Annotated in this window: 13 protein-coding genes; 6 read left to right on the top strand and 7 right to left on the bottom strand. The window is 71.0% G+C overall.

What is annotated here, in order from left to right:
• Nucleotides 1-199 precede the first annotated feature (199 nt).
• From ACZ4N5_RS10125 to ACZ4N5_RS10115, 3 genes are all read left to right on the top strand, one after another.
• Nucleotides 200-964 carry an SDR family oxidoreductase gene (locus ACZ4N5_RS10125; protein ID WP_467756624.1) on the top strand — a complete coding sequence of 255 codons (765 nt, stop codon included), beginning with the start codon at nucleotides 200-202 and terminating at the stop codon, nucleotides 962-964.
• Nucleotides 961-2,622: a class I adenylate-forming enzyme family protein gene (locus ACZ4N5_RS10120; protein ID WP_467756623.1), complete on the top strand. Its 1,662-nt coding sequence runs from the start codon at nucleotides 961-963 to the stop codon at nucleotides 2,620-2,622. Before ACZ4N5_RS10125 ends, ACZ4N5_RS10120 begins: the two co-directional genes overlap by 4 nt.
• A 62-nt stretch (nucleotides 2,623-2,684) precedes the next feature.
• Nucleotides 2,685-3,278, top strand: coding sequence for a TetR/AcrR family transcriptional regulator (locus ACZ4N5_RS10115; protein WP_261709683.1), 594 nt, complete (start codon nucleotides 2,685-2,687; stop codon nucleotides 3,276-3,278).
• A 68-nt stretch (nucleotides 3,279-3,346) separates the two neighbouring features.
• On the opposite strand, the gene ACZ4N5_RS10110 is transcribed toward ACZ4N5_RS10115, so the two are convergent.
• From ACZ4N5_RS10110 to ACZ4N5_RS10080, 7 genes are all read right to left on the bottom strand, one after another.
• On the bottom strand, nucleotides 3,347-4,561 hold the full coding sequence (locus tag ACZ4N5_RS10110) for an acyl-CoA dehydrogenase family protein (protein ID WP_467756622.1): 1,215 nt from the start codon (nucleotides 4,559-4,561) through the stop codon (nucleotides 3,347-3,349).
• A 6-nt stretch (nucleotides 4,562-4,567) separates the two neighbouring features.
• The gene (locus tag ACZ4N5_RS10105) at nucleotides 4,568-5,590 is read right to left on the bottom strand and encodes a phosphotransferase family protein (RefSeq protein WP_467756621.1); all 1,023 of its coding nucleotides are present in this window, start codon (nucleotides 5,588-5,590) and stop codon (nucleotides 4,568-4,570) included.
• A gap of 153 nt (nucleotides 5,591-5,743) precedes the next feature.
• Complete coding sequence (locus ACZ4N5_RS10100) at nucleotides 5,744-6,040, bottom strand: hypothetical protein (protein WP_467756620.1); 297 nt, start codon at nucleotides 6,038-6,040, stop codon at nucleotides 5,744-5,746.
• Between the two features lie 281 nt (nucleotides 6,041-6,321).
• The gene (locus tag ACZ4N5_RS10095; protein WP_467756619.1) at nucleotides 6,322-6,651 is read right to left on the bottom strand and encodes a DUF202 domain-containing protein; all 330 of its coding nucleotides are present in this window, start codon (nucleotides 6,649-6,651) and stop codon (nucleotides 6,322-6,324) included.
• Nucleotides 6,648-7,040 (bottom strand): YidH family protein, encoded by a 393-nt coding sequence (locus tag ACZ4N5_RS10090; protein ID WP_467756618.1) that lies wholly within the window; start codon nucleotides 7,038-7,040, stop codon nucleotides 6,648-6,650. The genes ACZ4N5_RS10095 and ACZ4N5_RS10090 overlap by 4 nt, the downstream gene beginning before the upstream one ends.
• Before the next feature lie 76 nt (nucleotides 7,041-7,116).
• Entirely contained in the window at nucleotides 7,117-7,632 is a 516-nt protein-coding gene (locus ACZ4N5_RS10085) for an NUDIX hydrolase (protein WP_467756617.1), read from the bottom strand.
• Nucleotides 7,633-7,773: 141 nt separating this feature from the next.
• Nucleotides 7,774-8,679 carry a DMT family transporter gene (locus tag ACZ4N5_RS10080; RefSeq protein WP_467756616.1) on the bottom strand — a complete coding sequence of 302 codons (906 nt, stop codon included), beginning with the start codon at nucleotides 8,677-8,679 and terminating at the stop codon, nucleotides 7,774-7,776.
• A 299-nt stretch (nucleotides 8,680-8,978) separates the two neighbouring features.
• Between ACZ4N5_RS10080 and ACZ4N5_RS10075 the strand changes: the two genes are divergently transcribed.
• From ACZ4N5_RS10075 to ACZ4N5_RS10065, 3 genes are all read left to right on the top strand, one after another.
• On the top strand, nucleotides 8,979-10,634 hold the full coding sequence (locus ACZ4N5_RS10075; RefSeq protein ID WP_467756615.1) for an FAD-binding dehydrogenase: 1,656 nt from the start codon (nucleotides 8,979-8,981) through the stop codon (nucleotides 10,632-10,634).
• 380 nt (nucleotides 10,635-11,014) lie between these two features.
• On the top strand, nucleotides 11,015-11,965 hold the full coding sequence (locus ACZ4N5_RS10070) for a hypothetical protein (protein ID WP_467756614.1): 951 nt from the start codon (nucleotides 11,015-11,017) through the stop codon (nucleotides 11,963-11,965).
• 40 nt (nucleotides 11,966-12,005) lie between these two features.
• Complete coding sequence (locus tag ACZ4N5_RS10065; RefSeq protein WP_467756613.1) at nucleotides 12,006-13,571, top strand: APC family permease; 1,566 nt, start codon at nucleotides 12,006-12,008, stop codon at nucleotides 13,569-13,571.
• The last annotated feature ends 285 nt before the right edge of the window (nucleotides 13,572-13,856 follow it).

Genomic DNA, 13,856 nt, shown 5'->3' with positions numbered 1-13,856 from the left:
GACCTCCGTGATCGCGGAAGGTTGGCACAGGCACGCTAAGGGCTCCCGGGGGAAGTTCGTAGGGCTCGGATCCCACCGGCCTGTCGTGGCTCGTCACACGGTCGCCCGCGCAGCGGAGGGGAACCCTTCCCTTGTTACATACCGACTGGTTAGTCTGGCGTTGCAGCAGAGCCGTGTCACGTCGCGTCGAAGGAGACCCGTGGTGGAAGCCATGCAGGGTGCGGGAGTCGTCGTCACCGGAGCGGGGGGCGGCATCGGAGCCGCGCTGGCCCGCCGTTTCGCCGCCGAGGGAGCGCGGGTCGTGGTCAACGACCTCGACGCGGACAAGGTGAAGGCGGTGGCCGACGAGATCGGGGGCATAGCGGTCGTCGGCGACGCCTCCCTGGTCGTGGCCGAGGCCCGCGACGCCCTCGGCGGCACGGTCGACGTCTACTGCGCGAACGCGGGGGTGGCCTCGGGCGGTTCCGAAGCGGCCGGCGAGAAGGTCTGGGCCCTGGCCTGGGACGTCAACGTGATGGCGCACGTACGCGCCGCCGAGGCACTCCTGCCGGACTGGCTCGAGCGCGGCAGCGGCCGCTTCGTCTCGACCGTCTCGGCCGCCGGACTGCTCACCATGATCGGCGCCGCGCCGTACAGCGTCACCAAGCACGGCGCGTACGCTTTCGCCGAGTGGCTGTCGCTGACGTACCGCCACCGCGGTCTGAAGGTGCACGCGATCTGTCCCCAGGGCGTGCGCACCGACATGCTCGACGCCACCGGCAGCGCGGGCGACCTGGTGCTCCAGCCGACCGCCATCGAGCCCGAGGCCGTCGCCGACGCGCTCATGAAGGGGATCGGGGAGGACCGCTTCCTGATCCTGCCGCACCCCGAGGTCGCCGGGTACTACCAGGCCCGGGCCGCCGACCCCGACCGCTGGATGACGAACATGAACCACCTCCAGCAGAAGTGGGAGACCACCGAGTGACCCGCTACGCCGACCGGCCCTGGGTGGCGCTGCTCAACGAGGCGCAGCGTGGCCCGGTGAGCCCCGCCGACACCCTGGTCCACGCCCTCGGGGACGTGGTCGCGCACACCCCGGACCGCACCGCGCTCGCCTACTTCGACGGGCGGCTGAGCTACCGCGAGGTCGACGACCTGAGCGACTCCGTGGCCGGGCACCTCGCCGCCCGCGGTGTGGAGCGGGGCGACCGGGTGGCGATCATGCTCCAGAACTCGCCGCACTTCGTGCTCGCCCTTCTCGGCGCCTGGAAGGCCGGCGCGACGGTCGTGCCGGTCAACCCGATGTACAAGTCCGGCGAGGTCCGGCACGTCCTGCACGACGCCGAGGTGAGCGCCCTCGTCTGCTCCGACCGCGCCTGGGACACGTATCTGCGCGAGACCGCCGCCGACTCGCCCGTACGGGTCGTCCTGACCACCTGTGAACGGGATCTCCAGACCCGCGACGACCCGCGGGTGCTGGCCTTCGAGCGACTGCCCCAGGACGCGGCGGCCGACGATCTCATCGCCGTCGCCCGGCAGGGGCACAAGGCGCCCGCCGACCGTGTCCTCGGCCCGTCCGACACCGCGCTGATCAGCTACACCTCGGGCACCAGCGGCACCCCCAAGGGAGCCACCAACACACACGGCAACATCATGTACAACGCGGAGCGGCAGCGGACCGGCCTCGCGCTGGCCGAGGCGCCCGTGTACTTCGCGATGGCGCCGCTGTTCCACATCACCGGGATGGTCTGCCAGCTCGCCGCCTGCCTCAACAGCGCGGGCATGCTGGTCCTCGCGTACCGCTTCGAGGCCGGGGTCGTCCTCGACGCCTTCGCCGAGCACCGGCCGCTCTACACGGTCGGCCCCTCGACCGCCTTCATGGCGCTGGCCGCCCACCCGGCGGTCACGCCGGACCACTTCTCCTCCTTCGTGCACATCTCCTCCGGCGGCGCCCCGCTGCCGCCCGCCCTCGTCGAGAGGTTCCGGGCCGGCTTCGGGCCGTACATCCGCAACGGCTACGGGCTCACCGAGTGCACCGCGCCCTGCGCTTCCGTGCCGCCGGGCCTGGAGGCGCCGGTGGACCCGGCCTCCGGGACCCTGGCCGTGGGGGTACCGGGCCCGGAATCGGTCGTCCGCATCGTCGACGACCGGGGCGAGGAGGTCCCCTTCGGGGAGCAGGGCGAGATCCTCGTGCGCGGTCCGCAGGTCGTCCCCGGCTACTGGCGCCGTCCCGAAGCGACCGCCGAGACCTTCCCGGACGGCGAGCTGCACACCGGCGACATCGGCTTCATGGACGAGAACGGCTGGCTCTACGTGGTCGACCGGAAGAAGGACATGATCAACGCGTCCGGCTTCAAGGTCTGGCCGCGCGAGGTCGAGGACGTCCTGCACACCCACCCGGCGGTCCGCGAGGCGGCCGTCGTCGGGGTCCCGGACGGCTACCGCGGGGAGACCGTCATGGCGTACATCAGTCTGCGGCCGGGCGCTATTGAGGACCCCGCCGCGCTGGCCGCGTACTGCAAGGAGAGACTGGCCGCCTACAAATATCCGCGGCGGGTGGAGATCCTGCCCGAACTGCCGAAGACGGCGAGTGGGAAGATCCTCCGTCGGGAACTGCGTTCCCGGTCCCAGGACTCCCAGTAGTCCCCAGGACTCTTCGCGGACGACGGTTATCGATGTGAACGCACGGAAGGCAGGTGGCGGCAGTGCCCAGGACGACGGACGGTGACGGCACGCCCGTCCCGCAGCGGCTGCTCGCCGCCGCCACCCGGCTCTTCGCCGAGCAGGGCTACGACCGCACCTCGGTGCAGGAGATCGTCGAGGCGGCGGGCGTCACCAAAGGGGCGCTGTACCACTACTTCGGCTCCAAGGACGACCTGCTGCACGAGGTCTACGCGCGCGTGCTGCGCCTCCAGCAGGAGCGGCTGGACGCGTTCGCGGACGCGGACGCGCCGGTGGAGGAGCGGCTGCGGGGGGCGGCGGCCGACGTGGTCGTCACGACCATCGACAACCTCGACGACGCCTCGATCTTCTTCCGGTCGATGCACCACCTCGGCCCCGAGAAGCTCAAGCAGGTGCGGTCCGAGCGGCGCCGCTACCACGAGCGCTTCCGCGCCCTGATCGAGGAGGGCCAGAAGAAGGGCGTCTTCTCCACGGCCACCCCCGCGGACCTGGTCGTCGACTACCACTTCGGCTCGGTCCACCACCTGTCGACGTGGTACCGCCCCGACGGTCCCCTCGCCCCCCAGCAGGTCGCCGACCACCTCGCCGACCTGCTGCTGCGCGCGCTGCGCCCGTAGCGGCCGCAGCGAACACGACAAGAAGGCCGAGGCCCCACCGGACGGTGGGGCCTCGGCCTTCTTGTCGGTCACACGTACTTCTTGATCTCCCTGTGCGCCAGTGAGCGCTGGTGGACCTCGTCGGGTCCGTCGGCGAGCTTCAGCGTCCGTGCGGCGGCCCACAGCTCGGCCAGCGGGAAGTCCTGGCTGACACCGCCCGCACCGTGCAGCTGGACGGCCTTGTCGAGGATGTCGACGACCGTGCGCGGAGTGGCGATCTTGATGGCCTGGATCTCCGTGTGGGCGCCCTTGTTGCCGACCGTGTCCATCATCCAGGCGGTCTTCAGGACCAGCAGACGCAGCTGCTCGACGGCGACCCGCGCGTCGGCGATCCAGTTCTGGACGACGCCCTGCTGGGCCAGCGGCTTGCCGAACGCCGTACGGGACACCGCCCGCCTGCACATCAGCTCGATGGCCCGCTCGGCCATGCCGATCAGCCGCATGCAGTGGTGGATCCGGCCCGGACCGAGCCGCGCCTGGGCGATGGCGAAACCACCGCCCTCCTCGCCGATCAGGTTGCTCGCCGGGACCCTGACGTGGTCGAAGACGACCTCCGCGTGCCCGCCGTGGGAGTGGTCCTCATAGCCGTACACCTGCATGGCGCGTCGGACGACGAGGCCCGGTGTGTCGCGCGGGACCAGGATCATCGACTGCTGACGGCGGATGTCGGCGCCGTCCGGGTCCGTCTTGCCCATCACGATGAAGATCTTGCAGTCGGGGTTCATCGCCCCGGAGATGTACCACTTGCGGCCGGTGACGACGTACTCGTCGCCCTCCCGCTCGATCAGCGTGGTGATGTTCGTCGCGTCGGAGGAGGCGACCTCGGGCTCCGTCATCGCGAACGCCGAGCGGATCTCACCGGCGAGCAGCGGCTCCAGCCACTGCTTCCTCTGCTGCTCGTCGCCGAACTGGGCGAGCACCTCCATGTTGCCGGTGTCGGGCGCGGCGCAGTTCAGCGCGGTCGGCGCCAAGTGCGGGCTGCGGCCGGTGATTTCGGCGAGGGGCGCGTACTGGAGATTGGTCAGGCCGGCGCCGTACGAGGAGTCCGGCAGGAAGAGGTTCCACAGTCCCTGCCTGCGGGCCTCGGCCTTCAACTCGCCGACCACGGCGGGCGTGTCCCACGGCGAGGCCAGCAGGGCGCGCTGCTCCTCCGCGACGGCCTCCGCCGGATAGACGTACTCGTCCATGAAGGCGAGCAGCTTCTGGCGCAGCTCCTCGGTGCGTGCGTCGAATCCGAAGTCCATGGCGGATCAGCCTTCCTGAAGGGTAGTCAGGCCGTGCTCGATGAAGACGGGGGTCAGTTCGCCGATGCGGTCGAAGCCGGCGCCGACCGTCTGGCCCTTGGTGTAGCGGTAGTGGATGCCCTCCAGGATCACGGCGAGCTTGAACCAGGCGAAGGCTGTGTACCAGGAGACCGCGGAGACGTCGCGCCCCGAGCGCGCGGCGTACCGCTCGACGATCTCGGCCGCCTCCGGGTGGCCGGCGGCCGAAGCGGTCGTGCTGATGGGGGATTTGGGCAGGTCCAGGCGCGTGCTGTACATCACGAGCAGCCCGAGGTCGGTGAGCGGATCGCCGAGCGTGGACATCTCCCAGTCCAGGATCGCCCTGATCCGGTCGTCGGGCCCGATCAGCACGTTGTCGAGGCGGTAGTCGCCGTGGACGACGGTGGGCGCGGGGGAGTCGGGCAGTTCGCGTCCCAGGGCGGCGTGCAGCTCGTCGATGCCGGCGAGCTCGCGGTTCCGGGACGCGTCCAACTGCTTTCCCCAGCGTCGCAGTTGCCGGTCCAGGAAGCCCTCGGGGCGGCCGAAGTCGGCCAGACCCACCTCGGCGGGATCCACCGCGTGCAGTTCGACCAGGGTGTCCACCAGGCCGAGCACCGCGTCGCGGGTGCGCTGCGGGCCGAGCGGGGCGAGCTGGTCGGCGGTGCGGTACGGGGTGCCCTCCACGAACTCCATGACGTAGAAGGGGGCGCCGAGCACCGAGTCGTCCTCGCACAGCAGCACGGGGTTCGGGACCGGCACGGCCGTCGGGTGCAGCGCGCTGATCACCCGGTGCTCGCGCTTCATGTCGTGCGCCGTGGCCAGCACATGGCCCAGCGGAGGCCGTCGTACGACCCACCGGGCGGTGCCGTCGGAGACCGCGTAGGTGAGGTTCGACCGTCCGCCCTCGATCAGCCGGCCGGTCAACGGGCCGTTCACCAGTCCGGGCCGCTCACGGTCGAGCAGGCCGCGCAACCGGTCGAGATCGAGACCTGGCGGGTGGTCCGGGCTCATCATTGCTCCTCAGCACACGGGAACGGGACGTGACCATGATGCCGACCAGTCGGTATGTCGTCCAGCGGCTGCGCGAAACGTGATCGGCGTCTCCCTCGGGGCGGGCGAGCCCGGGGGAGACGCCGTCGGGGCCGAGGGGCCGGTGCCGAGAGGTCAGTGGTCGTCCCAGTGGCCGTCGTGCTCGGCGTGCCGGTGGCCGTCGTGCAGATAGTCGACGTGGTCGCCGTGCGGCACGGCGGGATGCCCGCAGCCCTCGCCGTGCTGATGGGCGTGCCGGTCGTGCGCCGCGTGACCGCTCGGCTCGCACTCGTCCCAGTGTCCCGCGTGCTCGCGGTGCAGATGCCCGTCGTGCGCGTAGTCGACGTGGTCCCCGTGCCGAACCTCGGTGTGACCGCACTTCGGACCGTGGACGTGCTGGTGGGTGGGGTGCTCCTGGTGAAGGGTGGTCATCGTGCTCACCTTCGGCTGTGACGTGGAATGGGGTGCCCGCGTGACGCGTCGCCCGCGTTGCGCGGGGGTGGAGCGACAACCCAGGCTATCGCCACAAACCATCCTGATTCGGATGATTTCGGGGCGCGTGGCGGCCGGGTGTCGAAGAGCACCGACGCCACCCGGGCAGTGCCGCGGTCCCCCGCGGGAACACCGCCCGTCGCCGCGGGAACGCCACCGTGACCGCAGGAAACGGCGCCGCCACCGCCGGAACGCCGGTCACCGGAGAACAGCCGCCGCCGCTAGAACACGAACGCCACCGCGCACACGGCCAGCGCCACCGTGCACAGGGCCGTCGCCGTCGCGTGCCGGGGGGTGAGCGCGGCCGGGCCCGCCGGACCCGCGGTCGCCAGTGTCCGGATGCGGACGTGGGCGAGGCCGAGGAAGGCCAGCCAGAGAACGCAGCAGAACGCGCACGCCACGACCCCTGCGGCCGAGCCGCTGTCGTGCAGGGCCGCCTTCGCGGCGAGCACGGCGACGACGGTGCTGGAGAGGGTCGTACGCCGCCAGGCCAGCCGGGTGCGTTCCGGCTGGAGGCCCGGGTCCCGTTCCTCCCGGGCGGGCGTGGTCATCCCGCCCAGCCGACGAGGACGACGACGACCATCGCGATCGCGACGACCGCGACGACCATGCTGAGCACCGCCGGGAAGCGCGACACCGGCAGATCCTCGCCGCGCCGCATCGCCCGCTCGCAGCGCACCCAGTGATTGACCGCCCGCAGCGCGCAGAGCACGCCCGCCGCCAGCAGCGCCAGGGCGAGGCCGGCCCGCCAGGCCCAGCGCAGGTCCGGCAGGAACTGGTCCACGGCGAAGCCCCCGCCGATGAGTGCGAGCGCGGTGCGCAGCCAGGCCAGAAAGGTCCGCTCATTGGCCAGGGAGAACCGGTAGTCCGGGGTCTTGCCCTCGTCCCGGATCTCCTGCGGCGCGAACCACAACCGGACATTGCGCACGAGTTCGATCACGCCCAGGACCCTACCGGGGAGCCCGGGGCGGGTCGCTGCCGGTGCCGCCCGTCACCTTCCGGGCCGTACCCGACGCTCAGTCCATCGCCCGGTAGTCCGTGAGCCGCTCGTAGGCCGCGAGTCCGTCCGGCACCCACGTCCACTCGGGCAGCCGGCGCTCCACCTCCGCATCGGAGAGGAAGTCGTGCCAGGCGACCTCCTCCACCTGCGGGTTCACCGGAAGCTCGCAGCGGACCTCGTACACGGCCGACCACCAGGTCGCGCCGGCCCCGTCGTCGTACAGGAATTTGAAAAGGGGAGTCGGCCGGGGGAGCCCAAAGACGCCGAGTTCCTCCTCGGCCTCGCGCAGCGCCGCGTCGTCGTAGGACTCGCCCGCGCCGACGACTCCGCCGACGAACATGTCGTAGAACGAGGGGAACACCAGTTTGGTGGGGGTGCGTCGATGGACGAAGACCCGGCCCTCGGCGTCCCGCGCCTCGATGAAGACGCACCGGTGGCGCAGCCCGCGCGCGTACGCCTCCCCGCGCGGGGACTGCCCGATGACCTGGTCGTTCTCGTCCACGATGTCGAGGATCTCGTCAGCGGCACTCATGGATCCATCCAAGCAGCTCGTGACGCCACCGAGGGGGCGATGCGCGGGCCGCCCGGGTGTTGCGGGGAACTGTCGGCGTGCCGTGTGAGGCCCTCCGGGGGCCGTGCGGGGGCTCGAACAGGGGGTACCGGGCCCGGGGGGTCAGGGACTCGCTCGGTGCGGCTGGAGGTCCCGCGAGCGTTCCGGTTCCGCCGTGCCCGAGGGCATCGCCGGGTGCATACCCAGCAGGATGATCCCCGTCACGACTGCCGCGAGCCCCGCGGCCTGCCAGGCGAGGGCGCCGGCGTCGGTGCGCAGCTGGTCCCCGAGGAAGCCCACCCCACAGGCGATGCCGGCCAGCGGCTGGGCGGCGGTGAGCGCGGGCAGTGACATCCGCAGCGGTGCGGTCTCGAAGGCGCTCTGGACCAGGATCAGTCCGGTCACGCCCAGGACGAGCACCGCGTACGGCTGCCAGCCGGTGATCAGCTCGGTCCAGCCGCCGGCGCTGAACCGCTGGCCGCTGACCCGGGTGAGCGCGTCCTGGAGGCCGTACAGCAGCCCGGCGGCGGTGGCGAGCAGCACGGGTCCGGCGCTCAGCCGGGACCGTTTCGCATAGGTGGTGAGCAGCAGGGCGAGTCCGACCACGATCCCGATGATCAGCCAGTGCCGCAGCGGGTCGTTGACCGCGTCGCCGCCCTGCGGCTGCCCGGCCACGATGAATGCCGAGACACCGCCCGCGAGCAGCAGGAGCCCGGACCAGCCCTGCCGGCCCAGCGGCTGTTTGGTCTGGTGGCGGGAGAGCGCGAGCGCGAAGAGCAGGTTGGTCGCGAGGAGCGGTTCCACCAACGAGACCTCGCCGTTGCCGAGCGCGATCGCGCCGAGCACCATGCCGCACACCATGAGCCCGATGCCGCCCAGCCAGCGCGGGACCCGGATGAGGTCGAGCAGCAGGCGGGGGGAGAGGAAGTCGCTGAGCGGGGCGTGCGAGGCGGCGTTCTGCTGGAGTACGAAGCCGAAGCCCAGACAGCAGGCCGCGCTCACAGCGAGGACGAGAACCAGTACCGACACGCTGGGTACCTCGAAACATCCGGAGTCGGGGCGGGCCAGTGTTGCGTTTCCCGCCGACTGTAGTGCCATGGGCCGGGGGCCGGCCCCCGGGAGTACCGAGAACCAGGCAGTTGACTCGGTCACCTTTCTTGCCGAAGGATCTGACCGATCAGTAACAAGTGGTGGTCGCCCGTACGGTCGACCACCACCAATGTCTCACCAACCAGCGACGCTGCCGATCGGATCGTGACAAACGTCATCAAGTCGTCCCCGTGACGCCGATCCGATCCGACCAGTCGGAATGTCGAGAGGACGGGCCCATGGCCTACGACGCAGATGTGATCGTCATCGGAGCGGGCCTTGCGGGGCTCGCGGCGACCGCGGAGCTCGTCGACGCGGGCCGCAAGGTGATCCTCCTCGACCAGGAGCCCGAGCAGTCGATCGGCGGCCAGGCCCACTGGTCCTTCGGCGGGCTCTTCTTCGTCGACTCGCCCGAACAGCGCCGCATGCGGATCAAGGACACTCACGCGCTCGCCCTGCAGGACTGGATGGGCACGGCGGGCTTCGACCGGCCCGAGGACCACTGGCCGCGCCAGTGGGCCGAGGCCTACGTCGACTTCGCGGCCGGCGAGAAGCGGCCCTGGCTGCACCGGCAGGGCGTGCGCTTCTTCCCGGTGGTGGGATGGGCCGAGCGCGGCGGCTACGACGCCAACGGGCACGGCAACTCGGTGCCGCGCTTCCACATCACCTGGGGAACCGGGCCCGGCCTCGTCGCGCCCTTCGAGCGGCGGGTACGGGAGGGGGTCGCCCGCGGCCTGGTCGAGCTGAGGTTCCGGCACAGGGTCACCGGTCTGTCCCGCAGCGCGGGCTCCGTCGACACCGTCACCGGGGAGATCCTGGAGCCGTCCGGCATCGAGCGCGGCCGGGCCAGCAGCCGTACGGTCACCGGCGCCTTCGAGCTCAGGGCCCAGGCCGTGATCGTCACCTCCGGCGGCATCGGCGGCAATCACGACCTCGTGCGCGCCAACTGGCCCGAGCGGCTCGGCACCCCGCCCGAGCGGATGATCTCCGGCGTCCCCGCCCACGTCGACGGCGCCATGCTCGGGATCGCCGAGGAGGCAGGCGCCCGCCTGATCAACCGCGACCGCATGTGGCACTACACCGAGGGCATCCAGAACTGGAACCCCATCTGGGAGAAGCACGGCATCCGCATCCTGCCCGGCCCCTCCTCCCTCTGGCTGGACGCGCGCGGCAACCGGCTGCCCGTACCGCTCTTCCCGGGCTTCGACACCCTCGGCACCCTCGAACACATCATGCGGACCGGGTACGACTACACCTGGTTCGTGCTCGACCAGAAGATCATCGGCAAGGAGTTCGCGCTCTCCGGTTCCGAGCAGAACCCGGATCTGACCGGCAAGTCGATCAGGGGCGTCATCGGGCGGGCCCGCGCGGCTGTGCCCGGTCCGGTCAAGGCGTTCATGGACAACGGCGCCGACTTCGTCGTCGAGAAGGACCTCGGCGCGCTGGTGCGCGGGATGAACGCGCTCACCGAGAAGCCGCTCATCGACGAGGCGGCGCTGCGCCACGAGATCGTCGCGCGCGACCGGGAGATCGCCAACCCCTTCACCAAGGACCTCCAGGTCATGTCCATCCGCGGGGCCCGCAACTACCTCGGCGACAAGCTGATCCGCACCGCGACCCCGCACCGCATCCTGGACCCCGAGGCCGGTCCGCTGATCGCGGTGCGCCTCAACATCCTGACCCGCAAGACCCTCGGCGGCCTGGAGACGGACCTCTCGTCGCGCGTGCTGACGGAGGGCGGCGACCCGCTGGAGGGGGTGTACGCCGCCGGTGAGGCCGCCGGATTCGGCGGTGGCGGAGTCCATGGATACCGGTCGCTGGAAGGCACCTTCCTCGGCGGCTGCCTCTTCTCCGGCCGCACGGCGGGCCGGGCGGCGGCCAAGGCGGTGAACTGAACACCTTCGAGGCGGTCGGTCAAGTCGCTGGTCCCGGGCGGCTGTTCAGTGCGTGAGGTTGTGGCGGCCGCCCAAGGCATCGGTCCCGGGCGGCCGTTCGGCCGTCAGGTCGAGCGGCTGTTCAAGCCATCCGTCCCGGGGCGGCTGCTCAACACGTGTGCACAAGAAGATCGTTCAGGTTGTGGAGACAAGATGGCTGTTCAAGTCGTGGGGGAAGGCGGCCATTCAGGGTGTTGGGGGCGGTGTGACGCCAACTGCAGGGCAAGTAAAGGCAGTTGACACGTGTAGTGATTTGGCCGGAGCTTGACTTGAACCCGTGCCTCCGGGTTTGCTGTGCGTGATCACTCCTTGACGAACCGCGCCTGTGAGGTTGAGCAGCGGTGTCACCACCCCCACCTCCGCTGGGTCGCGGCCGCAAGCGGGCGTCCCAGGCCTTCGACGCCGCCCTCGACGACGCCGGACTCGTTGCCGCACGCACCTCGTTGAACCAGGGGCGGTGGACCGACGTCCGCGCGCTGCTCGCCGCGACGGGCGACGACTGGGACCGCCGCGGGCACCGCGTCACCGTCCTCGCGCAGGAGTCCGCGACGCTCGCCTGGGCCCGCGACTGGCAACTCGCCGAACCGGAATCCCCCGACGCCGCCGTACTCCTCGGCTGCGCCACCGTGGAGCGCGCCCTGCACGGCAAGGAAAGCCCGGAGAGCGCCCGCGAGGCCTGTCACCGGGCGGCGGCCCTCGCTCCCGACGACCCCACCCCCTGGCTCGGTCTGCTCCTCCTGGAGCGCGCTCTCGGCGCCGAGGACGACGTGGTCCGGCTCTTCGACGAGGTGCGTCACCGGCACGCCGTCCACCATCACGCGCACCATCTGATGGTCGCCCGACTCGCCGAGCGCCGCGCCGCCGCGGGCCAGGACCCCCTTCATGAGGTGTACGACTTCGCCAACTGGTCGGCCGAACAGGCGCCCGCCGACTCGCCGCTCGCGATCCTTCCGGTCGTCGCGCACGCCGAGCGCTTCCGTGTGCTCGCCGGCGCCGGGAGCGAGCCCGCCGACCCGGTCGCCTCCGGACACTGGGCCGGGCGCCGGGCCCGCCAGGTGATGAAGGCCGCCTTCGACTGGTGGCTGGAGTGGGAGCACGGCGACCATCCGCGCCGGCTCGTCGACCTCAACTACCTTGCCCACGCCAAGATCTGCGAAGGCCGGGACGGCGAGGCCGCCGCCCTGTTCCACCGCATCGGGGAGCACGCGACCCCGGCTCCGTGGTCGTACCCCGACCGCGATGGGTACCAAGCCTTCCGTGCCGCGCGCGACAGCGTGCTCGGCACGGTGTGAACGCCCCCGAAGACCCGACATCCGAAAGGACGACCCCGCGATGACGACGGGCAGTTCGAGCACATCGAGTACGTCGAGCACGGGAAGACCGGACGCCGACGGCGCCGGCATCAGCACCTTCAAGGGTCAGGACCGGGCCCTGCGCGCCGGCCGGCTGGGCACGGGAGGGCTGCTGCTCTCCGTCCTCGCGGCGACCGCCCCGCTCATGGTGGTCGCGGGTGTCATGCCCGCTACATTCGCGGTGATGGGCATCGTCGGGCAGCCGCTGCTCTTCGTCATCCTCGGCATCGTCCTCGTGCTCTTCAGTGTCGGATACGCCGAGATGAGCCGGCACGTCCACAACGCGGGCGCCTTCTACGCGTACATCTCGCGCGGGCTCGGCGGCACCCCGGGCGCGGGCGCGGCCGCGGTCGCCCTCGTCGCCTACAGCGCGCTCCAGGTCGGCATCTACGGACTCTTCGGCTTCGAGGTCTCCGGGCTGTTCGCCACCTACCTCGACACCGAAGTCGCCTGGTGGATACCGGCGTTGGCCGCAGTGCTCGTCGTGGGCGCGCTGGCCTGGCTGAAGATCGACGTCAACGCCTGGGTGCTCGGCGTGCTGCTGATCATCGAGGTGACGCTCGTCGTCGTCTTCGATGTCGCGGCCATCGGCGATCCCGCCAAGGAAGGCCTGTCGCTGCACGCCTTCAACCCGGACACGCTCACGGGAGCGGGGCTCGGCACCGCGCTCTGCTTCTGCATCGCGGCCTTCACCGGCTTCGAACAGGCCCCGGTGTACGCCGAGGAGACCAGTCGGCCGCACATCCTCGTGCCGCGCGTCATGTTCCTGGCGATCGGTTTCGTCGCCGTCTTCTTCGCCATCAGCTCCTGGGCGCTCACTGTCGCCACCGGGCCCTCGGCGATCGTCGGGACGTCCCAGAAGCAGAGCGCCGGGCTGCTGTTCTTCCTCACCGAGTCACGGCTCGGCTCCACCTTCACGGACGTCCTGCACGTGCTGTTCGTGACCGGCATGTTCGCGGCACTGCTCAGCTTCCACAACGTCGTCGCGCGGTACGCCTTCGCGATGGGCCGCGAGGGGCTGCTGCCCACCGCGTTCGGCCGCACCTCCGGGGCCAGCGGCGCCCCCGGCACCGGCTCGCTCCTGCACACGGTCGTCTCGCTGGTCGTGGTCGGCGGCTTCGCCGTGGCCGACGACAAGCCGACCGGCGACCCGACCGCGCCCGTGCTCCAGCTGTTCACCTGGGGCGGCAACGTCGGAGCGCTCGGCGTCACCCTCCTGATGGCGGCCGCCTCGCTCTCGGTCATCGTGTTCTTCGTGCGCCGCGGCGCGGCCCGCGCCCAGTCCTGGCGGCTGGTCACCTCCGCGATCGCGGGCGTCGCCCTGCTCGTCATCGCGGTCTACACGGTCAAGGACTTCGACGTGCTCGTCGGCGCTGGTCCGGACTCCGTCCTGAACGTGCTGCTGCCCGCCGTCATCGGGGTCGCGCTGGTCGTCGGACTGGTCCAGGGGCTGGTACTGCGCTCCCGCAAGCCCGAGGCGCACGCCCGGATCGGCCTCGGCAACGAGGCGTTCCAGTTGGACAAGGCGGCCGAGTCCGCCTCCTGATGAGGCCCCGCCGTCCTCTCCGGGGCCGAAGTTGTCGGACCGTACGTGAGAAGAGATGACGGAACGCTGACGAGCACCCGCCACCGCTGGCTTTTTGGGGGTCGCGGGTGCTCGAATCAAGAGGTGAACACTGAAAGGCCGGGGGAACCGGACCCGGAGCGACCGAAGCCCAGGGAACCGGAGCGGCCGCAGCCTCGCGAGCCGGAACGGCCCGAGCCGCGGGCTCCCGAAGAGCGCCATGCGCACGAAGAGCACGAAGAGCACGAAGAGCACGAGGACGCCGCG

This window comes from Streptomyces sp. NPDC026500 (assembly GCF_055567635.1).
The sequence above is the reverse complement of the archived record's forward strand: the minus strand, read 5'-3'. Positions and strand labels throughout refer to the sequence as shown.